The organism is Dyadobacter sp. 676 (genome assembly GCF_040448675.1).
GTDB lineage: Bacteria > Bacteroidota > Bacteroidia > Cytophagales > Spirosomataceae > Dyadobacter.
Genome location: NZ_CP159289.1, coordinates 775930 through 800026, shown reverse-complemented (window position 1 = coordinate 800026; position 24097 = coordinate 775930). Strand labels below are relative to the sequence as shown.

General features: G+C 49.8%; 16 protein-coding genes, 1 tRNA gene and 2 pseudogenes. 8 read left to right on the top strand and 11 right to left on the bottom strand.

Translation table 11 applies throughout. The features are described 5' to 3' along the window. Window positions 1-80: 80 nt before the first annotated feature. From ABV298_RS03705 to ABV298_RS03685, 5 genes are all read left to right on the top strand, one after another. Entirely contained in the window at window positions 81-806 is a 726-nt protein-coding gene (locus ABV298_RS03705) for an MFS transporter (RefSeq protein WP_353720843.1), read from the top strand. Continuing rightward, window positions 799-1395: an MFS transporter gene (locus tag ABV298_RS03700; RefSeq protein ID WP_353720842.1), complete on the top strand. Its 597-nt coding sequence runs from the start codon at window positions 799-801 to the stop codon at window positions 1393-1395. The genes ABV298_RS03705 and ABV298_RS03700 overlap by 8 nt, the downstream gene beginning before the upstream one ends. 21 nt (window positions 1396-1416) lie before the next feature. Further along, window positions 1417-1491, top strand: a tRNA-Val gene (locus tag ABV298_RS03695). A gap of 188 nt (window positions 1492-1679) precedes the next feature. Then, the gene (locus ABV298_RS03690) at window positions 1680-2825 is read left to right on the top strand and encodes a T9SS type A sorting domain-containing protein (RefSeq protein ID WP_353720841.1); all 1146 of its coding nucleotides are present in this window, start codon (window positions 1680-1682) and stop codon (window positions 2823-2825) included. Between the two features lie 42 nt (window positions 2826-2867). Next, window positions 2868-3440 carry a metal-dependent phosphohydrolase gene (locus tag ABV298_RS03685; RefSeq protein ID WP_353720840.1) on the top strand — a complete coding sequence of 191 codons (573 nt, stop codon included), beginning with the start codon at window positions 2868-2870 and terminating at the stop codon, window positions 3438-3440. Window positions 3441-3502: 62 nt separating this feature from the next. Here the strand turns inward: ABV298_RS03685 and infB are convergent, their stop codons facing one another. From infB to rimP, 3 genes are all read right to left on the bottom strand, one after another. Next, window positions 3503-6541, bottom strand: a complete 3039-nt coding sequence (gene infB / locus ABV298_RS03680) for a translation initiation factor IF-2 (RefSeq protein ID WP_353720839.1) — start codon at window positions 6539-6541, stop codon at window positions 3503-3505. 69 nt (window positions 6542-6610) lie between these two features. Further along, window positions 6611-7852, bottom strand: a complete 1242-nt coding sequence (gene nusA / locus ABV298_RS03675) for a transcription termination factor NusA (protein ID WP_353720838.1) — start codon at window positions 7850-7852, stop codon at window positions 6611-6613. A gap of 88 nt (window positions 7853-7940) precedes the next feature. Continuing rightward, window positions 7941-8423 carry a ribosome maturation factor RimP gene (gene rimP / locus ABV298_RS03670; protein ID WP_353720837.1) on the bottom strand — a complete coding sequence of 161 codons (483 nt, stop codon included), beginning with the start codon at window positions 8421-8423 and terminating at the stop codon, window positions 7941-7943. Window positions 8424-8592: 169 nt separating this feature from the next. On the opposite strand from rimP, the gene ABV298_RS03665 reads away from it, so the two are divergent. After that, complete coding sequence (locus tag ABV298_RS03665) at window positions 8593-9678, top strand: endonuclease/exonuclease/phosphatase family protein (protein WP_353720836.1); 1086 nt, start codon at window positions 8593-8595, stop codon at window positions 9676-9678. 24 nt (window positions 9679-9702) lie between these two features. Here the strand turns inward: ABV298_RS03665 and ABV298_RS03660 are convergent, their stop codons facing one another. Beyond that, window positions 9703-10059: a DUF4907 domain-containing protein gene (locus ABV298_RS03660; protein WP_353720835.1), complete on the bottom strand. Its 357-nt coding sequence runs from the start codon at window positions 10057-10059 to the stop codon at window positions 9703-9705. After that, window positions 10056-11033, bottom strand: a complete 978-nt coding sequence (locus tag ABV298_RS03655) for a kelch repeat-containing protein (protein ID WP_353720834.1) — start codon at window positions 11031-11033, stop codon at window positions 10056-10058. Before ABV298_RS03655 ends, ABV298_RS03660 begins: the two co-directional genes overlap by 4 nt. Before the next feature lie 547 nt (window positions 11034-11580). On the opposite strand from ABV298_RS03655, the gene ABV298_RS03650 reads away from it, so the two are divergent. Then, window positions 11581-12972, top strand: coding sequence for a DUF4270 family protein (locus ABV298_RS03650; RefSeq protein ID WP_353720833.1), 1392 nt, complete (start codon window positions 11581-11583; stop codon window positions 12970-12972). Window positions 12973-13030: 58 nt separating this feature from the next. On the opposite strand, the gene ABV298_RS03645 is transcribed toward ABV298_RS03650, so the two are convergent. Further along, on the bottom strand, window positions 13031-13933 hold the full coding sequence (locus ABV298_RS03645; protein WP_353720832.1) for a bestrophin family ion channel: 903 nt from the start codon (window positions 13931-13933) through the stop codon (window positions 13031-13033). A 581-nt stretch (window positions 13934-14514) separates the two neighbouring features. Here ABV298_RS03645 and ABV298_RS03640 point away from each other — a divergent pair. Then, window positions 14515-15582: a hypothetical protein gene (locus ABV298_RS03640; RefSeq protein ID WP_353720831.1), complete on the top strand. Its 1068-nt coding sequence runs from the start codon at window positions 14515-14517 to the stop codon at window positions 15580-15582. A gap of 425 nt (window positions 15583-16007) precedes the next feature. Here the strand turns inward: ABV298_RS03640 and ABV298_RS03635 are convergent. The 5 genes and pseudogenes from ABV298_RS03635 to ABV298_RS03615 all read right to left on the bottom strand — a co-directional run bounded on the left by ABV298_RS03635 (window position 16008) and on the right by ABV298_RS03615 (window position 23994). Continuing rightward, a pseudogene (locus tag ABV298_RS03635) lies at window positions 16008-19176 on the bottom strand (multidrug efflux RND transporter permease subunit). Window positions 19177-19215: 39 nt separating this feature from the next. Next, window positions 19216-20352: an efflux RND transporter periplasmic adaptor subunit gene (locus ABV298_RS03630; RefSeq protein WP_353720830.1), complete on the bottom strand. Its 1137-nt coding sequence runs from the start codon at window positions 20350-20352 to the stop codon at window positions 19216-19218. Between the two features lie 56 nt (window positions 20353-20408). Continuing rightward, window positions 20409-21773: a TolC family protein gene (locus ABV298_RS03625; RefSeq protein WP_353720829.1), complete on the bottom strand. Its 1365-nt coding sequence runs from the start codon at window positions 21771-21773 to the stop codon at window positions 20409-20411. Window positions 21774-22155: 382 nt separating this feature from the next. Then, window positions 22156-23854, bottom strand: a pseudogene (locus tag ABV298_RS03620) (sodium:solute symporter). Next, window positions 23851-23994 (bottom strand): hypothetical protein, encoded by a 144-nt coding sequence (locus tag ABV298_RS03615; protein ID WP_353720828.1) that lies wholly within the window; start codon window positions 23992-23994, stop codon window positions 23851-23853. The pseudogene ABV298_RS03620 and the gene ABV298_RS03615 overlap by 4 nt, the downstream one beginning before the upstream one ends. Window positions 23995-24097: the final 103 nt, after the last annotated feature.

The following is a 24097-nucleotide window of genomic DNA, read 5'->3' as shown; positions in this document are numbered from 1 at the left end:
CAGTGGAGTGATATACAATTTATGGTGCAAAGCGGCGGATAAAATCTGCCGCTTTTCTTATTTTGTACAAATTTTTTTGAATGAAAAAGAATATCCCCTCTGTGATCAATGCGTGGTGCATGTACGACTGGGCCAACTCGGTGCACGCATTGGTGATTGTTTCCAGCATTTTTCCGGTGTACTTCAGCGCCACGGCATTAAGTGCTTCCGGCACACCCGATGTCGATTTCTTCGGGACGCCGATAAAAAGCTCCGTGTTGTTTTCCTACACGGTTTCGGTCTCGTTCCTGATCACTGCATTGCTTATCCCGATTTGCACCGCCATTGCCGACTTTACGGGCAAGAAAAAGCGGTTTATGCAGTTCTTTTGTTACACGGGTGCGATCAGCTGCATGCTTTTGTATTTTTTTACCAAGGAAACGCTCATATCGGCCGTGTTCCTGTTCGGGATAAGCCTGGTGGGATGGAGCGGGAGTATTGTCTTTTACGATTCCTATCTGCCTGAAATAGCCACCGAAGACCGTTTCGACCGGTATAGTGCGAGGGGTTTCTCGCTGGGATACCTCGGCAGTGTGCTGCTCTTGCTTTTCAACCTGAGTATGATCCTTGCACCACAATTCTATGGTATCACCCAAAAGTCGCTGCCGGCCAGGATATCGTTTTTTACCGTGGGGCTTTGGTGGATATTGTTTGCCCAAATACCATTCTATTTCCTGCCATCGGGCAATGCGGGTAGGGAAAGGGGGGGGCAACTGGATTTTCCATGGGTTCGGGGAGTTGCGGAAAGTGTATGGCCGGTTGCGTGAGCAGCCATACCTGGCGAAATTCCTGAGCGCATTCTTCATTTACACGATGGGCCTGCGCACGGTCATGTATGTGGCGACTATTTTCGGCGCTACGGAATTGAAACTTCCTTCGCAAAGTTTGATCGTGACGGTGCTGCTTATCCAGCTTGTAGGAATCGCCGGTTCGTATACATTTGCCTGGCTGTCCGGTAAAATCGGGAATATTTATGCATTGATGATCGGCGTGGCTGTATGGATAGGTATTTGTACAGGGGCCTATTACACTACCGAGGCGATGGAATTTTACGTAATCGCCTGCACGGTAGGAATGGTGATGGGCGGCATTCAGTCGCTGTCGAGGTCCACTTATTCCAAGCTTATTCCGGAAAATATCCCGGATACCGCCTCATATTTCAGCTTTTATGACGTAACGGAGAAGCTGGCGATCGTGATCGGCACATTCATTTATGGATTTGTAGAACATATCACAGGCAGCATGCGGAATAGCATTCTGGCGCTGCTCGTCATTTTTGTGATCGGGCTGATGCTGCTTTACCGCATCCCGTCCCGGAAAGTTTATCACTTTGAATTGGATCGTAATAAAAATTGATTTAATATCGCGACACGAAAAAGGATGTTAGCTCAGCTGGTTCAGAGCGCCGCCTTGACAGGGCGGAGGTCAGCGGTTCGAACCCGCTACGTCCTACCCGATGCATAGGCCCGAATGCGAAAGCGTTCGGGCCTTCTCGTTTTCGTAGGGCCCTGAATGTTAAATTTTGGTAATCGGCAGGCTTTGACGCCCAAAAAACAGTAATAGTAGGCGATAGTTAACTTATCTGAGCAAAACAGCGGGCAATCGCATTGCCCGGATTCTATCCTAAACTACCTGTGCCGATGAAAAGAGCCAAGACCAACATCTTCATCTTCGCCATGCTTCTGGTGGGGGCTTTACCTTTTTTACCCGCGCGTGCCCAAACGATTACATTCGACGATCAGGGTTATGTCCATAATGCAGGGCTTGGACAAAGCATTACCGTGGGCAATTTTACATTTTCGGTGGTCAACCAGACCCTGGCCATTGATCCCGAAAACGAGCAAATGTATTACGAGTCGTCTTCCGAGGGAAATGGCTTTGCCGGCTCGGGCCTGATTTATGTAGGAGATCAATTCGACTTCGACGATCCTTATTACTTCCGCATTCAGGTGAGTGACGGCACCAACCGGCATTTATCGAGCTTTTACATTTACGATTATATCAATGCGGCCGGCAAAGATAAAATCAGCATAACGGTAGAGGGGTTCAGGGATAATGTCAAGGTAGGAGAGCAGGACTTCAACCTGATCGGCGACGGTGTTTCCAAACAGGTTCTCAGCCTGAATACTACGATATTCAGCGATGTGGACGAAGTCCGGATCAGGCAATTTCAACCGTTTGCTTATGGCGCCGAATACCCGGGGTTGGTATTCGCTTTCGATCAGTTTGTATTCGAGGAAGCGTTGCCGGTGCGCCTGGCCGCGTTCGGAGCTCAAAAAACCGAAAATGGTATCGAGGTGTTCTGGGAAACCGCTACGGAGACGGGCAGCGCTTATTTCGATGTAGAACGCTCGACGGATGCGAGAAGCTGGGAGCGGATCGCCCGGCTGGACGCGAAAGGAGAATCTGACCAGTCGGTTCATTACCATTTTCGCGATGAGGGGCCTGTTCAGGAAGGGCGCTATTACCGGTTGAAAATGGTGGATGCCGATAGTTCCTTTGCTTACAGTAAAATAGAGCATGTCGCTGCGGACAAGCGGCGCGGCATCGTTATGTATCCTAATCCGGCGATCTCATCCGTAACGGTGCGTAATATCGACTCCCCTATATCTTCGGCGGAACTGCTGGACGACGACGGAAGGCGTATGGAGAGCTTTCCCTCTTTGCTGCCGGTGAGGGGAGAAATAACGTTGCCTCTTCCGGATATCACGCCGGGCACCTATTGGCTGCGCATACATATGGCCGGGGGTGTATTCGAAACAAAAAAACTTGTAAAAGCGAAGTAAAATTGTTTAGCTTACGGGGTGTAAAAGAACCCGAACTAATGCATGGAACTCAGCGACCGACAATGGAAATTATTCGACTTTGTAAAAGAGATGCACGGCTCGCAGAAAAGAAAGTACACGGACGCGCCTTACTACACGCATTTGTTGAGCGTGGCCGGGAGGGTCGATCAGTATGTGAAAAATGGGTATGAAACCGAGATAGCCCTTTGTCACGATCTGATAGAGGACACGGAATGTTCGCTGGCCGAACTTTCGTCGAAACTGATGAGCCTTGGGTACAACATCGAGGAAGACGAGGTGATACTGGCCGGCGTAGACGATCTGACGGACAAGTACACCCATGAGAAATATCCGTCATTAAACCGGGCGCAGCGCAAGGAGCTGGAAGGGGCGCGCATTATAGCGTCGAGACCGATCGCGCAGACAGTAAAATATGCCGACATCATCGACAATATGCTATCCCTTGCCGAACACGATCCCGGGTTCGCACGGGTGTATGCGCGCGAGGTCGATGGCTATCTCTGGAAAATCAATAAGGGAAACCCCGAACTCTACCAGGCATGCTGCCGACTTTTGACGGAGATGAAGGAAAGGCTGGGTTTGAACACTAATTAAATCCGGGGTAAAAAAAAGCCTGCCTCATTGAATGGGGCAGGCTTTTCGCGGTATGCTACTGGTTATAGTGTCCGTTTGACTTCGCGTAATTCGAAACTTTCGATGATGTCGCCGATTTCGATGTCGTTGTAGTTTTTGATGCTCAAACCACATTCGTAACCGTTCCGTACTTCCTGAACATCGTCTTTGTAACGTTTCAGCGAGTCGATCTCGCCGGTGTAAAGGACGATACCGTCGCGGACAACGCGAATTTTATTGTTACGTTTCACATAGCCATCCGTTACATAGCAACCTGCAATGGTACCAATGCGGCTGATTTTGAATACTTCTCGGATTTCGATATTTCCGGTAATAACCTCTTCGATAGTCGGTGCCAACATACCTGTCATCGCATCCTTGATCTCCTCGATAGCCTGGTAGATAACCGAGTAATGACGGATCTCGATCTGATCCTGCTCCGCCATTTTCTTCGCGTTCGAGGAAGGGCGGACCTGGAAGCCGACGATAATCGCATCGGAAGCAATCGCAAGGTTGACGTCGGATTCGGAAATCTGGCCTACCGCCTTGTGAATGATATTCACCTGAACTTCGGATGTCGAAAGTTGCAGCAACGAGTCGGAAAGCGCCTCTACGGAGCCATCCACGTCGCCTTTTACGATCAGGTTCAGCTCGCGGAAGTTACCGATCGCCTTGCGACGGCCAATCTCTTCCAGCGTAATGTGCTTGCGCGTCCGGATCGATTGTTCGCGTTGGATTTGCTCGCGTTTCGTTGCGATATCACGTGCGTCGCGTTCGTTTTCGAAGACATTGAAACGGTCGCCCGCCTGTGGCGCGCCGTTCAAGCCGAGCAATTGCACCGGCATGGATGGCCCCGCTGTTTTGAGCCTTTTCCCAAGGTAATCGGTCATCGCTTTCACCTTACCGAAATGCGCGCCGGCCAGTACCGCGTCCCCGACTTTCAAGGTTCCGTTCTGCACCAGGATGGTCGTTACGTACCCGCGCCCCTTGTCGAGTGACGCTTCTACCACGGTTCCCACTGCGCGGCGGTTCGGATTGGCTTTCAGTTCGAGCAATTCGGCTTCGAGCAATACTTTTTCAAGCAACTCGTCGATACCCTGGCCGGATTTTGACGATATCTCCTGGGTTTGGTATTTACCGCCCCATTCTTCCACGAGCAGGTTCATATTGGCAAGCTCCTCACGGATCTTGTCGGTATTTGCTCCCGGCTTGTCTATTTTACTGAATGCGAATACAATAGGTACACCCGCAACCTGCGCGTGATTGATCGCCTCGCGGGTTTGCGGCATGACGCTGTCGTCGGCTGCGATCACGATGATAACCACGTCGGTGATCTTCGCACCGCGGGCACGCATCGCTGTAAATGCTTCGTGACCCGGAGTATCGAGGAATGTTACCGGCTTGCCTGTTTTGGTTTTTACGCTATAAGCACCGATGTGCTGAGTAATACCCCCTGCTTCGCCACTGGCAACGTTTTCCTGGCGGATATAGTCGAGGAGCGACGTCTTACCGTGGTCCACATGTCCCATGATCGTCACGATCGGCGCACGTTCTACCAGGCTGTCTTCGTCATCGACTTCTTCGGTAACGTCGTTTTGTACTTCTTCCTCAGCCGAAATGAACGCCACTTCAAAGCCGAATTCGTCGGCAATGAACGTAATGGCTTCGGCGTCGAGTCGCTGGTTAATGGATACGAACATACCCATGCTCATACAAACCGAGATTACCTCCTGAACGGTCACATCCATCAATGACGCTAGGTCGTTGGCAGACACGAACTCGGTTACGCGCAATACTTTTGTTTCTTCGTCTCCGAAGCTGTTCGGATCGTTCTGATCGCCACGGTCACGGCGGCGGCCTTTGCCTCTTGCCATACCTTTGGTGTTTCCACCCCCCATGCGCGCCATTGTGGCCTTAATATTGTCTGCCACTTCCTTATCGGAAACTTCCTCGCGTCTGTTTCCTCTGCGGTTGTTGCCGCTATTGCTACCTCGATTACCAGGGCCTTGCGTGGTTTTCGACTGCCCGCCACCCTGTTGAGCGCCGCCCTGAGAGGCCGCTCCCGGTGTATTCGGCCGGTTGCGGTTTGCATCAGTACCGGCATTCGTGCTGGTGCCAGCGCTGGTATCGGCAGGACGGTTTTCTCCCGGAGCCACTGCGCCGTCGCGGATTCTCTTTCTCTTTCTGCGACGTTTTTTGTCGGCGGAAGTGTCGCTGGACGCAACCGGATCTTTCTTTTTATTCGACGGTAGTTCGATTTTTCCAACTACCCTTAACCCTCTGAGTTGTTCCCCACGTGCTTCGATCAGCTCGGATTCGCCGGATGGCTGCTCTTCGGTCGTGCTGCCGGATTCCGGCGCGGCTGGGGTAGTCTTTTCAGCAACTGGCGCCGTTTCTTTCGGCTCAGCCGACATTGCCTTGGTTTCCGCGGGTTCGGCCAAGCTTGGCTCTTCCCTGGCTGGTGTTTCGGCAACCGGCGCCACCTGTGCGGGAGGGGTTTCTTTTACGGGAGCTTCTACCGGAGATTCCTTCACAGGTTCCGGCTGACTTGCTGCCGGCCTGGGTTCTTCCTTCTCAACCGGCACGGGGGCAGGCTTAGGAGTTTCGGCAGCGGGCTCTTGCGGGGCTTCCGGCTTCGGTTGTTCCGCAGGCGTGGCCGATTGCTGTACTACCGGTCGTTTCGCATCCAGATCAATTTTACCTACCACCTTAATACCCGGCAATTTATTTTCGAAAGCAGGTTGAGGTTCCGCGGCGGGTTTTTCTTCCACCACAGGTTTCTCTTCCGCTTTGGGTGTATTTCTGAAATAGAGAATTCCCTCGACATCGCTTTTTACCTTGTCTTCCTTCACCTCAACCGGCGCTTCCGCAGGGGGCGCGGCCGGTTTTTGCGTCAGGGAAGACCTCAGCTCATTTGATTTGAAGTCCTTCGCAAGAAACTCAATTTGATCGGCATTAATTTTGGTATTCGGGTTACTTTCCACCTTATACCCCTTGGCAGACAGATGATCCACGATCGTAGTAATACCCACGTTGAGGATCCGTGCCACTTGGCTAAGGCGCATCATTTTATCTTCTGCCATATTAGCAATTTAGTAGAATAAGGTTTTGCATTGGTTGCGGAGCCGGTTTCGCGGCCCCACTTGTTTATTTTATTCAAATTCTTTACGCAGGATGTCGAGCACATCTTCTACGGTTGCCTCTTCGAGGTCTGTCCGGCGTACCAGTTCTTCCTTGCTCAGGGCCAACACGCTCTTCGCGGTATCCAGGCCGATCTTATGAAGCTCGTCGATGATCCACTCGTCGATTTCGTCCTGGAATTCGGTCAGGTCGACATCCTCGTCGTTTTGTTCTTCGATATCGCGGAATACGTCGATTTCCATGCCTACCAGCTTGCCGGCGAGTTTGATATTCTGTCCGCCCTTACCAATGGCCAGTGATACCTGGTCAGGTTTGAGGAACACCGAGACGCGCTTGGCTTCGCGGTCGATCTGCATCGAGCTCACTTTCGCAGGGCTCAATGCGCGGCTGATGAGTAGTTCGAGGTTGTCGGTGTAGTTGATAACGTCGATGTTCTCGTTACCGAGTTCACGAACAATGGAATGGATGCGTGAGCCTTTCATACCTACGCACGCGCCCACCGGGTCGATCCTGTCGTCGTATGATTCGACGGCCACTTTGGCACGTTCCCCTGGTTCACGAACAACTTTCCGTACAGAAATGATTCCATCGTAGATTTCCGGGATCTCCACTTCGAAGAGTCTTTCCAGGAATACAGGCGACGTTCTGGATAGCGTAATCTTGGGTGAACCGTTGTTCATCTCCACTTTATGGATCACCGATTTAACCGATTCGCCCTTACGAAAACGGTCTTTGGAAATCTGCTCGGTACGCGGCAGGGAAAGTTCGTTGCCTTCCGAATCCACGATGATCACCTCGTGCCTCAAAGTCTGGTACACTTCGCCGGTAATCATTTCACCCACCTGATCCTTGTATTTTTCATACATGATCTCTTTTTCCATATCCTTGATCTTCTGGATAAGGGTCTGGCGGGCGGTTTGCACCAGGCGGCGACCGAATTCGGCCAGTTTTACTTCTTCGGCAACTTCTTCGCCTACCTCAAAGTCGCTCTGGATCTTGCGGGCTTCGGAAAGAGGTATTTTGTTATATTCCCAGATATCCTCGGAATTGTCGTCCACGATTTCACGGGTACGCCACATTTCAAGGTCACCGCTTTCCGGGTTAATAATTACGTCAAAGTTGTCGTCGGTGCCATATTTCTTGCGAATCATAGTACGAAATACCTCTTCCAAAACACTGATCATCGTGGGACGATCGATGTTCTTAGAGCTTGCGAACTCCGCGAATGACTCAATTAATATTCCGCTATCCATTGCTATGTTAAAGAATATTTGCTGATACTAAGTTATACATATTATATAATTGATCACAACCCGGAAATGCGAATCCGGCACTGTAAATCTATTTAAAAGAGATTTCTATCAACGCTTTGGCAATCTCATCCAGGCCGATCTGCCGGACCAGCGACGCCTCGTCGACCGGCGTTTTCGCTTTTTTCTTCGGGGCCGGGAGCTGGACGGTAATGCTATCCTCTCCTGCGTCGGTCAGTGTTCCCTGCAGGACTTCGCCGCTTTTCAGACTAATTTTAAGGTTGCGGCCCACATTTTTCTTGTACTGGCGTGGCAGCAGAAGTGGCTGGTCGAGGCCGGGGGAGGAAACTTCCAATGTGTACGCGTCTTTGAATATTTCCAGCTCTTCAAGCTGTTTGGCGAGCCTGCGGCTGATGGACGTGCATTGCTGGATCGTAATTCCCTCGTCACTGTCCACAAGAATGGTCACTTTCTGGCTCAGCCTGGATGGTTTGATCACAATGTCAACCAGAAAACAATCGCCATCTTCCAAAAGCGGGGCCAGCAGTGATTCTAAATGTTCCTTTACGGTCATGTACGAGTTTATACAAATAAAAAAGGGGATTTAGACCCCCTCAATCAATCGATCAAAATAGAATTGGATGCAAATATAAAACTATTTTAGTATTTCTACAAACATTGACGGATGTCTTCCAAATCCATCTCCTTCACCTATTTTTGCGAAAATATGCCGTTTGGAATCAATGAAGGGGATCAAGAAGTTACTATGGTTTTTGTATCAATGCTTTGCCTGCTATACTCTGCTGATTTACACGCTGATACTGTTCGTTCCATCGGATGGCTGGCTGGCCGGTTTTATGATGATGTCGTTTCCGCCGGTCGTGCTCATCCATTTGGCTTCCGTCCCTGTTTGGTTTGTGATAGAGAAGAAAAAGGCCGTTCTACCGCTGGCTATGTTTGTTATCGCCGGCATATTCCTGTCGAGGACTTACGCATTTGGACGTTCGGATGAGCCGGCTGCGGATATCGGCGGTAAGCGGAAGTTCTCCGTGATGAGCTACAATGTCCATGTATTCCAGAAGTTTTCGGAATGGTGGACGAAAGAAGGGCTGAAGGAGGTCAGGGCGATGAAGGCCTGGGTAGGGGATAGCGGGGCCGATGTGCTTTGCATGCCCGAGTTTTACGATCAGGACGAAACCATTTTCGAAACCGGAACTTATCTCAGAAAAAAAGGGTATAAGCACGCCGCTTATCTTCACGGGCGGAAATATGGCAAATCTTACTGGGGGCTGGCGATTTTTTCGAAATATCCCATTGTAGCGTCGCGCGATACGGTCTTCGCCGCACAAAACGGGATGATTCAGGCCGATATCAGGATCGGGCGGGATACCGTGCGGGTTATCGGCCTGCATTTGTATTCGATGACGCTCGGCCTCGGCAAACTGGCACAACAGCGGGAAATGGAGGGAATAAAGGCCGAAGGCCGCATTACCCTGCGAAAAATGAAAAACGGATTTACGCGCAGGGCCGAAGAATTTACCGTATTACAGAAATGGATCAAAACATCCCCGTACCCGGTGCTGGTGTGCGGGGACTTTAACGAAGTGCCTTACAGCTATATTTACGGGCAGCTAAGGAAGTCGCTCTCGAATAGTTTCGAGGAAAGGGGACAGGGATTTGGTTTTACCTATAACCATTTGCCGTATTTTATCCGCATCGACCATCAGTTTTACGACCATGAGCGGCTAACCCTGCTGAATTTCGACACTTACTCCAAAGTGAAGTATTCCGACCATTACCCGATTATGGGAACGTACATCTTCAAATAAGAAGAGGCTCCCGCGAGCCTCTTCTTACTGATATTTTATTCCGAGACTGTCGAGCTCGTGCGTAGAGATCGTGGGAGGAAAAATACCACTGTCCAGCTTCCGTTTCACGAGATTGCCGGTTTCTGCGGCTTCCCGTTCCGTTGCGAAACCACTCAGGCCGGGCACTCCGGGAATTATCTTCTGTTCAATTACGGGAGTCGTGTCCTGCCGGATCCGGTATCCCCAACCATTTTCTACTTTGATAGTTTCCACATTGAAACGGCCTTCGCCGCCTGGATTTCCGTCCTGTCCTTTAAAGAACAGAAAGTAAATCGCTGCTGCGAAGGCCGCCATAAAGGCCAGTATGAAAATGTTCAGGTTGCTGCTTCTCTTGCGGATCACAGATCGTCGTCTTCGTTGGCAGGAGATGCAGGATCGAAGCCCCAGAAGTCGTCGGTACCACCGCCGTTGCCCAGTGCACTACCGGTTCCCAGATAGCCGATTTTACCGATCGCGAATGCACCAGCAAATCCTCTCTGGTTAGGGAAAGATGATCTTTCCAGCCAGCTGTTGGCACCCGGATCGTATTCCCAAACGTCAGACCGCCCCTTTCCGCCAACGATGTAAGCTTTTCCATCGATCACGAAAGCCGATCCGTAAGAACGTGCAGGGAAAGCATCCTGGTCGAAGCCTGTGGCGAAGTCGATACGGGTCCAGTTACCCGCGCCGCCGTTTCCTGACGGATCGAAGCTGTAAATATCCTTGAAGGACGTTCCGGTATTACTTTCGCCGAATCCTACGTAAGCTTTATTACCAATGGTGAATGAAATGGCCCCGGTCCTTTTTCCCCCTTTGAAAGTGGCCATTTCGGTCCATTTATCGGTGGCGGGGTTGTATTCGTAAAAATCCTGATAATAGTTGCTGCCGTTGAAGCCAAGGCCAACATAAGCTCTGTCGTTTACGACAAATGACGTCGCGAACTGACGGGTTCCGCCGCCGAAATCGGCAACCTGATCCCATTTGTTCGTAGCGGGGTCATATTCGTAAAAGTCCTTTTTATAACCGTTGTCGACGGTAAGCACACCATCGTAGCCGCCGCCTACATAAGCTTTGCCTTTCACTACGAACGCCGTAGCATTGTTCCGGCCGGTGCCGGGGAACGCGGGTATTTGTGTCCAGGTCTGTCTTTCGGCATTGTAAGCCCAAAAGTCCTTTACCCGGGCAACTGTTTCGTTTGTATAACCAGTACCAATGTAACCTACGCTACCAATCACAAAACTCACGGCGTTGGTCCGTATCGACCCGCCGAAGTTGGGCAGATCTTTTCTGAACCAGTTTCCAAGTTTTTCGGTCTCATCTTTGTCTTTACAGCTCATCTGAACCAACGCGGTAGAGGCGACAAGAAGGGCGAGCGAAGTCTTTTTTTAAGGTATTAAACATGAAATTATAGTTTGACGAATTGTTACAAATGAGTAATGAGGTTTTAGAATGAGTCGTCGGCAAGCCAGCCAGCGTTTTTATATAGCAGGCCTACCCGTAACCTAAATTTTTTGCAAACATAACATCTTGATACTGCTAAGTAAAATAATCAGAAATTTTTTGTCCAAAACTTTCATCTGTCAGTTACTTTCAACGCGTATCGGGTTACAATGTTGCGCCGTAAGGCCACCGGCCGTTCTCAGGATGCATTCCAACCGCGAATGGTTTAAAATAGTCCCCTTCATTTTACGTTTCTTACCGGGTTTGCCACTATTTGGGTGCTTGCGGCGTAACTGGTGGAAAGCCTTTGCTTAACTCTTACGTATGCATTCCGTTTTTTGTTGCAAACCGGATTATTAGTTTCTTATTTGGCCGAAATCGTCGAATCGTGTTGTAATTAAGTTTGCAACTGATATTTTTGCACTTTTTACTGTCTTGCTCTAAATGAAATTTAAGTCTTATTCCCTCGGGGGATCGTCCATAGTCAATAAACTTCTGATCATAATTGGGTTTGCCTTTTCGCTCATGGCTTGTGAGTGGGGAGATGAGATAAAATCCATCGCACAGCCCAATGCGGACGATTTCGCGGTGCTCGCTACCGACACGGTTACGATCCAGCTTTCCACCATAGCGGCCGACTCGGTGATGACCAATCGGCCGTCCCGTATGCTGTTTGGGGCATTTAAAGACCCATATTTCGGAAAAGTACGGACGATGAATTTCTTTCAGCCGACTGCCGAAAGCGGCGTCAGCATTGCCCAGGAAGCCGTGTATGATTCATTGATATTGTCGTTGCAATTTGATAACAAGTTCAGCTATGGCGACACTACAAAGCCGTTGAACCTTTCGGTTTACAGGCTTCTGACCGATATCATGGATAAAAGCTCTTATTGGAACCACAATACCACGTCGTATGACCCGACGGTTATCGGCAAGGCTACCATTGTTCCCAGACCTTTTACGACACCGCTGTTGAAAGTTCGGCTTTCGGACGCAATCGGCAAGCAGGTATTTGAAATGGCTAAAAGCAACCAGCTCACGTCCAGCACCGATTGGCTGAACGTGGTGAAAGGGCTGGTGGTGATGCCGGGAGCTGCGGATAACGGCGCGGTCATCGGGTTCAAATCGGGAAATGACAGTACATCCGTGCAACTTCACTATCATACGCCGTCCGTCAGCGAATTCAAAAAGGATTCCACAATATTTAAGGTTATGGAATCCTACAATCATATCACGGCTGATCCGACCGGCACGCAACTGGCAAAGTTGCCTGCAAACAGAAGGATCGCGTTGCCTTCCACGCAGTCGGGAAATATGGCTTTCATGCAGGCCGGAACGGGCATCATGATGCGGGTTGATCTTCCATATCTCAAAAATTTCAAGTATACCAAATACACAGCCATCAATAAAGCTTATTTACGGGTCAGGCCGCTGAGGGCTTCTATCAGCGATTATCTTCGTGTTCCGCCTGTATTGTATCTCTACCGGATCGACAAGAACAACCAGTTTTATACCGATGCGAACGGTTCGCCTCAGGCTGTACAGGTACTTGGCGGCCAGGGAGGTGTTTTCAGCACCTACCGCAAAGACCTGGTCAACAACGACGAATACTATGAATTCGATATCAGCTCTTTTGCCACGGAGATTATGGTCTCCGAAAGCAATGATATTGGTGGGTTTGTGATCCGTAGTGGTACGTTTAACACGCAGAGCTCATTCCGCGACGCCGGTACCGATTACAGTATGAATGTAAACAGATTGGTGGTCGGCGACCAGTATAACGCCAACAGGGGAGTCGAATTAAAGCTATTTTACACTGAGGTAAAGCCTAAATAATACATCCCAAATACACAAAACGGGGTAAGCTGGAAAGCGCTTACCCCGTTTTTCATAACTACATCACTACGCCGTTTTTCGGCAGTATCTTCTCCGGGATTTTGTCGGCCCCGATCAATTGCAGCAGATTAATCTCGATGTTGCGCGACAGCGATGTCATCGGAATATCGTTCGGCCCGTTTTCGAACGGGTTTTGCATGATATAAGCAATCCATTCCACGTAAAAGAAAAGGAAAGAAATCGTGAACGTGATCGGGATGGCGATCCGTCCGATGCTTTCCACAAGGCCCATTGGCAGTACCAGCGTGAAAATAAATATGACCAGGTGGACAAAAAAGCTGTACTGGGTGGGGAAAATCGTGTTTTTGATCCGTTCACATTTCCCCATGGCGTCGCAGAGCCGCCGCATCGTGTCGTCGATATTCTGATATAGGAGCGTCTGGATTTTGCCGGTTTCATGCAACCGGGCGAATTTAAACTGGATCAGGTTCAGGATGGCGTTGGGAATGTTATCGTGCGCACTTACGTATTCGCGCTCTTCGGCGGTAAGGTGCAGATCCGCATATACCAGTACCTGGGTGCGCCTGAGCGAGTTGGCAAGCGCATAGCACCAGGCGATTTGGAGGTGTGCGATATTGGAAACGAGCTCGTCCTTTTCCGTTAAAGGCGCTTCGATGAAGGCTTTGGCCTGACGAACAAGCGTCCGGCTGTCGTTGACGATCTCTCCCCAGCATTTACGTGCTTCCCACCAGCGGTCATACGCAGAGTTGGTCCGGAAACCGAGCAGCAAGGAAAGCGCCGTACCGAGGATCGTAATGATGGAAATGGGGAAGGACAGAAAATGCCAGTTTTGGCTGCTGTAAAGGTAAAATACCAGGGTGGCATAGGCCGTTACGGCAACCACACCCACCCAAATACCTTTGAGGAGCCGCCAGATCGAAAAGACCTGTTTAACGTACATAAGGTGTTATGATAAGTTCATAGGCAAAATATAAAAAAGTGGACCAATACAATCGCGATCAAAGAAGATTTCGATTATTGTTTGTTAAGAAGGTGCGATGTCTACGTGTGGGGTGAGCCGATATACTTAAACCTGTATTTAAAAATATAGTAGAAATAACGGCAGTGACAGACCTATACGAGATCGTCTTTCCTGCGTTCCATGTTTTGATGGAGAAGCCAATTTTATCGGACAACACATTCGTCTTGTGACTGGGATATTATCTATGCAAGGAGTCATTGATGTAAAAAGCCGAAGTTTACAAGCACTAATCTGGTCTATGGAATTTAAACAATGGTCTGTGATTGATTGGCTTGCGTAATTCTATAATCGAAAAATCCCGGATAAATTTTGAACCACCGGTAGTTAAAATCGTAGGAATTGCCGAAAGAACGAGAAAAAGCTTTTGATTATGACCAGAAAAGTTTGTCGAAGCATTGTAAAAATATTTTTAAGTTTTTATGGTTACTTGCAGTAGATATTGTTCTTTATATACTCTTGTAACTGTTTTTAATTTATTTTTAACCAAAACACTTTATCAAATGAAATTAAAATTATTTGCTACGTTGGGCATTTGCGGGATGATGTTACTCTCCTGTAATGATGAAAAGTTTACGGAAGATAGGATAGCTGAGGGAACAGAAGGAGTGCTTTCCAAAACTCAGAGTGGAACAGTTGAGTTTAAAGATGGAACTTTTCATTTTTCTACACTAACAGCGTTTGAAGAGTTTTCGAACAAACTTTTAAAGGAAGAGGCATTTAGGCATTTTGTAGCTGACAAATATGGCAAAGATTTACTCGTGGGCAAAATCGGTGATCCGAACCTCTCTGAAAAACACCGTCATATTTTGGGCAATGTACCTTCTCAATACCCATTTATTCTCAATAACAGTGGTGCGTATGTGCTTGAAGATAAGTATGTAGTGTTTGGACTGCAGTCACAGTATGTTGTAGATATTAACAAGAAGGATCAATTCGACTGGAACAATGAAGAAAATATTGATCGGTCCCAGCTAAAGGCATTTCGATATGGTAGGAGAACGGGTATTATTAAGGCTTCTAATGTGAATGCCAGGTTGGATATTGGATTAAATCAGAAACATACGGGTGGTGCTCAGCATGAATTTACACAGCAAACACCAGTAAGTGGGGCTAGAAAATGGGTAGACGAGATCGATGCACTAGATATTAGGCTAGGTACAGCACGAGATCCATCGCGTCCATGGGATCTCAACTTCTATGATAAATGGGAATGTGTTCTTGTGTTTAAGGCGAAACTGGAATATAAAAGTGGAGGTTCTTGGCTGCCTGCTGGTAATAATCGCACAATTACCCCTGATATACTTTATTCTTTAACGTTAGGGCCATCTCCGACAAATGCTAGAACTGTCGCTACTAATGAGAGAATTGGGCCTGTTTGTTGCGTATCTACAACGCCAGTTCCAGTTACCGGAACAACCGATTGGCAGTTTGAAAAACACTATACATATGTTGATACATTTGGCCAACATGTAGGCAGTATGTGGTATTTAACTGGATCGGGAACAATTAAACATGAAATAGTTGGAGATAATCCTTCTAATATTTGGATTCGATCTATTGCTTGGTAACGGTAATGGGACTTAAAAATATCCATGTACAGTTGCCACAACGGTCGCATTTGACTACTATCTTAAATACTGTATAAATGAAAGTCGGAACTCATAACCCGACTTTTCATTTATACAATATTTTGAATAACCTCGTTTTATTTGTTTAAAATTCAAACTTTTTGCGACATTGATTGATGAAGTTTGCTCGTAAAGGCCATTTTTCTAATACTTTTACCGTTGCTGCAAGCGCCGTTTCGAGGTCTGCATTAGCTACTGAGCGTACACTCTGGATGTAGGTTGCCGCTCCCATTCTCTAAATTACTCATGTCTGGGCCGAGAAATAAGAAGCCGAGAAATAAGAAGCGTAGAGAAGTAACTTAACTATAAACAAAAACGAGGGCACTTTGCGGTACACCCTCGTTTTTGCTTCATATCAAATCTGATTAATGCGCCGCAGAGCCCGCCACATTATCCGGCTTTGCAGCTTGGTCCCCTTTCTTCGTCACCAGTTTTTCAATAGCCACAAACAATACCGGTACCACAAAAATCGCCAGCGAAGTAGCGGCGAGCATACCGCCGAATACGGTCCAGCCGATGGTTTTACGCGACTCTGCGGCGGCACCGCTGGCAAATGCGAGCGGAAGGACGCCGAGGATGAATGCGAGCGAGGTCATGATAATAGGGCGCAGACGCAGCTGCACGGCTTCGAGAGTCGCTTTCACGAGTTCCATACCATTATCCACACGTTCCTTCGCGAATTCGACGATCAGGATCGCGTTCTTCGCGGCCAAACCGATCAGCGTGATCAGACCGATCTGCGCGTAAATGTTGTTGGACAAATTCGGCAGGAATGTCAATGTCAGGATCGAGCCGAAAGCGCCGATGGGCACCGCGAAAAGTACCGAGAACGGAATAGACCAGCTTTCGTAAAGCGCGGCTAGGAACAGGAACACGAAAACGATCGAAATTGCGAAAATGGTCACGGTGCTGTCGCCCGCTTTGATCTCTTCGCTACTCATACCCGAAAACTCGTAGCTGTAACCGGCGGGCAGCTTGGCGGCTTCCTCGCGCAGCGCCGTGATCGCCTGTCCGCTACTATACCCGGGTTTCGGCGTACCGTTGATCTCCACCGAACGGTAAATGTTGTAGTGGGAAATCAATGCGGGGTTTTCTACGACCCTCGAAGTAACCAATGCGCTTAGCGGCACCATGTTACCGGCACGGTTGCGCACGTAGAATTTCTGGATCTTGTCGAGCGACGAGCGGAAACTGCTGTCGGCCTGCACCATCACGCGGAAGTTCCGTCCGTAAAGGTTGAAGTCGTTGATATAGGAGCTACCCAAAAGTGTCGACAGGGAGTTGAACACATCATTGACCTGAACACCCAGTTTCTTCGTTTTGTCGCGGTCCACATCGATCTGATAGCTCGGCGTCCGTGCGTTGAAGAAGGTATAAGCCATCGCGATTTCGGGGCGTTTGTTTACCCGGCCGAGAAATTCGCGCGCTACGGCTTCAAATTGCTGGATATTGTCTGTACTGGTCGATTGTTGTAACTGGAATGTAAAACCGGATGTCGCGCCGAGACCCGGGATCGCCGGTGGTGCGATAGCCAGCACGCGCGCTTCCTTGATATCCGCCGTGCGTTTCTGAATTTCCTTGATCACCGCCTGTACGTGGTGTTCCGCGCCTTTCCGCTCGGCCCAGGGATGCAAGCTCACGAACATTGTTCCGACGTTGGATTTGTTCGAGAAGCTGATTACGTTCAATCCGGCCAGACCACCCACCACTTTCACCTCGGGAATAGATGAAACGCGTTGCATAATGTCCTTGATCATCGCCACGTTACGGGTTGTAGAAGTAGCTTCCTGCATTTCGTAGGTAACGAAAAGGCGGCCCTCGTCTTCCACCGGAATAAATCCGGAAGGTTTGTTTTTGAATAGGAAGAACAATCCGACAAACAGGCAGACCATCATTACCAGCACCAGCGGCGTAGCTTTGATCCATTTGGAGACACCTCTGGTGTAAGAGTGCGAAACTTTATCGAACCAGCGGTTGAAACGGTCGAAGAACTTTTCGAGCCAGTTCTTCTTGTCGCCCTCACCTTTGGATGGGCGCAGCATGATCGAGCAAAGCGCTGGCGTCAGCGAAAGGGCGACGAATGCAGAAAGCAACACGGAAACCGCGATCGTGATCGCAAATTGCTGATAGAGCCGCCCCACGATACCAGGCACGAAACCCACCGGAACGAACACCGCAGCGAGAATAAGCGCAATCGCGATGACAGGGCCGGAAATGTCTTTCATAGCCTGTTCGGTAGCGGCGCGCGGCGACATTTTTTTGTCGTCGATATAATGTTGCACCGCTTCCACCACTACGATCGCGTCGTCCACCACAATACCGATCGCCAGTACGAATGCAAAGAGCGTCAGCGTGTTGATCGTGAACCCGAAAGGAATGAAGAAGATAAACGTACCGATCAGCGAAACCGGGATCGCCAGGATCGGGATAAGTGTCGCGCGCCAGTTTTGCAGGAACAGAAATACCACGATCACCACGAGGATCATCGCCTCGCCGAATGTATGAAGCACCTCTTCGATAGATACTTTCACGACAGACGCGGTTTCAACCGGGATCACGTAATCGATATCCTTGGGGAAGGTTTTCTTCATTTCGGTGAGCGCCTTCATTACGCCCTCGTATGTGTCCAGCGCATTGGCGTCGGGAGCCTGGTAAATCAACACGAATGCGGCAGGTTTACCGGCCACGAACGCGTTCACTCCATAATCGAATTTGCCTAGCTCCACGCGGGCCACATCGCGCAGGTACACCACGCTACCCTCTTCGGGGGCGGAGCGGACGATGATGTTTTCAAACTGCTCCTTAGTATTCAGGCGGCTGTTGGTAAGCACGCTGTATTCGAATGCCTGTGCGCCGGGCTGAGGGGTTCCGCCCACGGTACCCGCCGCGATCTGAAGGTTTTGTTCGGCCAATGCCGCCGAAATGTCCGAAGGGGTCATCCGCAGGTTAGCCAGTTTCTCCGGGTTAAGCCAGATACGCATACCGAAGTCGTCGGCGCGCGACACGATATCGCCCACGCCTTTAACGCGCTGCAATGCGTCTTTAAGGTAGATATTGGCATAGTTACCGATAAACTGCGCATCGTGCGTGCCATTTGGCGAGTATAACGCCAATGCGATCATAATACTCGGCTGGCGTTTCCGTACTGTCAATCCGAGGCGTTTCACGGCGTCCGGAAGCGTCGGCTCGGCCACGCTTACACGGTTCTGCACATCCAGCGCGGCTATATTGACGTCCGTACCGACGTCGAACACGACGTTGATGCTGCTTTGTCCGCTGCTGGTACTGTTGCTGGACATATACGTCATGCCCGGCACACCGTTGATCTGCGTCTCGATGGGGGTTGTGGTCGTCTGTTCGACCGTCTGAGCGTCGGCCCCGGTAAAGTTACCGCTTACGGTTACGGTAGGAGGGGTAACGTCGGGATATTGGGCCACCGGCAGGGTGGTCAGGGCAATGAGCCCCACCAGGACCAGCACCACCGAGGATACTATCGCGGTGACCGGCCTTTTTTATAAAAACATCTGCAATCATTTCGTACTGGTTTATGAAATAGTAAAAGGGACCGGCAGCTTATTGTTTTTTGGGAGCACCACCTGCACTAGGCGCGCCTTCCTGAATAACTGCTCCTTCACGAAGGTTCTGGACACCTTCCACGGCAATTTTTTCGCCTTCTTTCAGGCCATCCCTGATAATTACATTGGAGCCGATAGCCGTACCAAGCACCACTTTCCGCTGGGTAACCTTGCTGCTGTCGCCAGCCACATACACGAAAAATTCACCCAGCTGCTCCGTCACGGCTTTGTGAGGAATCACCAATGATTTAGTACCTGCGTTGTTCAGTACCATCACAGTGCCGGTCATACCCGCACGGAGCTGGTTGCCTTTGTTCGGGAAAATCAAACGGGTTTTGATGCTACCGGTTTGCGGGTCCACGGCACGGTCGAGCAATGCGATTCTGCCGTGCGCAGGATACACATCCGTTCCGAATTTGATCGAAAAAGTCGAGTCGTTCGCTTTTTGCGACTTCATCAGCGACGTGAAACGATAGATTTCCTTCTGGTCCACGTTGAAATCGACCGCCAGCTGGTTATCGGTCGAAACGGTATTCAAAACAGTCTGTCCGGCCGAAACGGGCGCTCCTACTTTCACCGCTGAAATGCCTATTATGCCATCGAATGGCGCGGTTACTTTCGTATAACGCACACTTGTCTGGCTCGCCTTGATACTGGCCCTGGCGGCTTCTACCTGGCGTTTGGCTACTTCCAACGCGGCATCTGCATTATCGACGAGCTGTTTGGCCACCGCGTCGTTCTTTTCGAGTTCGTGGTAACGGTCGGCATCTTTTTGTGCGCGGGCGAGGTTGGCTTCCTGCACGTTCAGGTTGGCAATGGCCTGCTCATAATTGGCGTCGTAAAGCTGGGCGTCGATGGTGTAGAGCAACTGGCCCTTGCGCACGCGCGCGCCGTCCGTGAAATGGATGCCGGTTACAAAGCCGGTCACCTGCGGGCGCAGTTCCACCTCGTTGAGTGGTACCACGGTTCCGGGATATTCGTCATAATACGATGCCTCCGTGGATTTAACCTCGGTCAAGGTCACCGGTACGGCCTGAGGTGCGGTAGGTTGCTGTTGCTGATCTTTTTTGCCGCAGGAGAAGATCGTCAATGCAAGCAGGACAGCGGGGTAATATTTTGTTGTATTTAAAAACATATCATTAAAATATTTTCTATGGAAGCTGGTGTTAAAGATGGTCTTGGCCTGACCTGTTACTGGATGTTGATTTGTCCGAGCGCTTTCTGAACGTCGATTTTGCTCGCCAGCACCTGGTACAATGCATTGTAATAGTTGATGCGGGCCAGGCGCAGGTCGGTCTCGGAAGTAACCACTTCGAGGTAGGTCTTGATACCCGATTTGTATTGCAACTGGATCACGTCATACACTTCACGCGCCAGCTCCACATTTTCTTTTTGTGCGAGCAGGTTCGTCAGATTACCCTTGTAATTCGCCAGTGCGCTGGCATATTCCGAGTTTACATTGTTTTGCAGGCCTTTAATATCCCAGTCGAGGCGTTTGATCTGCCATTCGGCTTGTTTCGTATTGGCTTTTCTCTTCCCTCCCTGGTAAATAGGCAGCGAAAGCGTCAGCAAGCCGAAAGAGTTGGGATAATTTTTATTATAAAGGTCCGAAAAATGGTTGTTCTGAAAGTTGAGGTTATAGGCCCCGTTCAGCGAAAGGTTCGGCAGGTAGCTCCATTTATTGTATTGCAAATTCGCTTCCGCGAGCTTTTTCTGCGTTGCCAGGATCTGGTACTCGATCCGTGCGTTCAGATCCACATTCTGCAATGTGTCGAGCGCGATTTCACGTTCCATTTGCAGCGTGTCGTAGCTGATTTGCAGCGCCTTGTCGAGCGGATAGCCCATCAGTGTTTTCAGGTATTCCAGTTTTGCTTTCAACACTTCCTCGTTGCTTTTTTTGTTGGCGCGGGTGTTGTTGAGGGAAATGGTCGCCCTTTTGTAGTCGATCTTGTCGGCAACGCCCGATTTGTACTGATTCTGCGCATCTTTCAGGCTGCGTTCGAGGCGGACGATATCCTCCTCGGCGACTTTAATTTGCTGGGTAGTAGCCAATACGTCGTAAAACGCCTTGGAAACGTTCACTGCGAGATCTGTTTTATTGTTGACCGTGTTCTGGCTGGCCGCGAAAAGCACATCGCCGCGGGTGCGCCGGGCAAGCAGCACGTCCCGGTTGAAAATCTGCTGCGAAAGCGTAAACTGCGCGGCCGATACGTTGTTGACCCCCAGTTTCACGGGATTACCGGCAATAATGCTCGTCTGGACAATGAAATTATGTTGTAAATTGTAGTTGAAGCCGATCTGTGGGTACCAGTCGGCCAGTTTGGCGCGGACCTGGTTGGCTGTGATCTGCTCGTCGATCAGCGATTGCTGGATCACCGGCTGGTTCTTGATGGCGTAGGCAACCACTTCCTGTAAAGTTGCCTGTTCCAGGACCGGCGCTTCCCGGTTACTTTCCTGTATGCCCTGGGCCAGGGCCGTACTGAGTAAATTCAATAATAGGAATGCCGAGCTAAGCGCCAAACGCGTCGTTTTTAGTGGCTTAGACCAATACTTCATGTAGGTGTTAATTAAAATTTGGATAGAGATAACGTTTTTGCCTGATGATGAAACAGGTGGATAATTGGAAAAAATCGGGATCGGGATCAGCTATCGGTGGGAAGAAACCGGATTTTGACCCCCGTAAAGAAAGGATTAAACGGCGTGAGCATGGCCTGTGGGTTTAAGAGATGTTTTTGTAAACAATCGGTGACATAGGTAATCTGCGTATAATCTGCCCCGTTGCCCGGATTGTACTTATTAAGGATTTAAAGGCGGGAATAGTTTCCTATGCATTCGAAAAAAACGGGTAGTACACTATACTTTCTTTAAAATGTTTAATTTTTAAAGAAAATTGTACTTTATTGGCGATGTGCTTATGTGTAAAAATAACGCAATGGCGTTATTCCATGCCTGCCTGGGGTTGCGGCCATATTTTCTCGATCGCCCAGGCAAAGACGATCACCAGTGCGCAACCGATCAGGTTCAGCCAGAGAAATGCGGTCAGATCGGCGATGTAGCTGACGATCACGAAAACCTCCCCGATAATGCTTCCCCAAAAAACCGCCCTGCTGCCGATATTTTTAAAGTAGAATGCAACCAGGAATATGCCCAGGATCGTCCCGTAGAACAGCGAGCCGAGGATATTCACCGCTTCGATCATGCTGCCGAGCCGCGACGCATATTGTGCCACCGCAATGCAGAACACCCCCCAGAAGAAGGTGGCCCAGCGCGAAGCAGCCACATAGTTGCGGCCGTTCTCGTCCTTGCGGATCATCCTTTTATAAATATCGACGATGGTACACGAAGCCAGCGAGTTATAGGCCGCTGCCACGGAGCCCATCGAGGCGAGCAGGATTACGGCGATCAGAAGCCCTACCATGCCCACCGGCAGATAGTCTATCACAAAGCGGAGGAAAATATAGTTCACGTCGTTGGTATCGCCGCCATTGGCTTTCGAAAGCAGGTCCGTAGCCTCTCTCCGAACGTCTTTTACCTTGCCTTCGAGTTCAGCAAGGACATTCCTCGAATCGGCGATCGCCCGGGCATCGTCTTGCCGGATGGCTTCCGTTAGCGCCAGCACATGCGGCCGTTTTACCGACTGGATTTCCTCGTGCTTCTTTTCCAGTGCCTCGTATTCTGCCGCATACCGCGACGACTTGACATGATCAACGGCGGTCTGGTTAAAGAAAAGCGGCGGGGCGGTAAATTGGTAGAATGCGAACACCAGCACGCCTACCAACAGGATCAGGAACTGCATCGGGATTTTGAGTAACCCGTTCATTGCCAGCCCAAGCTTGCTTTGCCCCTGTGAACTGCCGGTCAGAAACCGCCCTACCTGCGATTGATCGGTCCCGAAATAGGAGAGTTGCAGAAAGAACCCGCCGATCAGCCCCGACCAAACATTATACCTGTTGTTCAAATCGAATGTAAAGTCGATCAGATTGACCTTGCCCATCTTGCCCGCGACATGCAATGCGTCGGTAAACGACACCTGTTCCGGCAGGAACTTTACCACCATTACGCCCGCCACGACCATGCCGATCGTGATAATGCCCATTTGCTGCAAATGCGTGTGTGAAACCGCACGGGAGCCGCCCAGCGTGGTGTAGAGTATCACGATGCCCCCCCGAAATAATGTTGGTCCAGGTAATGTCCCAGCCCAGAATAGCCGAAAGGATCAGCGAGGGGGCGTAAATGGAAAGACCGGTCGATAACCCGCGTTGCAGCAGGAATAGAAAGGCCGTGAGCGCGCGCGTACGCAGGTCGAAACGGCCTTCCAGGAACTCGTACGCGGTGAATATTTTGAGCTTCCCGAATTTCGGCACGAATGTCACGCAAAGTACCACCATCGCCAGCGGCAATCCGAAATAGAACTGGACGAAACGCATGCCGTCGGTATAAGCTTGCCCGGGCGCGGAAAGAAAGGTGATCGCGCTTGCCTGCGTCGCCATGAGCGATAACGTTACATGGTACCAGGGCATCGATTGCCCGGCCAGCAGGAACGAGTCCATCGTATGCTTTTCGCGGCTGCGATAGATTCCATACAAAACGACAAACAGCAGGGTAAGCGAAAGTATAATCCAGTCGAGCGTGCTCATTGAAAACGGGTCATAAATAAATAGAAGAGGACAATCTGCAATGCGAGCATGCCAATCAGGAGAATGTAAAGCTGTTTCCAGCTATTGACAAACGGGGGCAGCCCGTCGCGGTCCTGCGAGCTATTTCCTTTTATGATCATCGGTCGGGTTGAGCGGTTTAGTGCTGAAAAATGGCCGGGTATCGTACCACAAGCAAAAGTAGAACGGTTTTGATTTACTTTTAGCATGCAAAAATGTTAACGA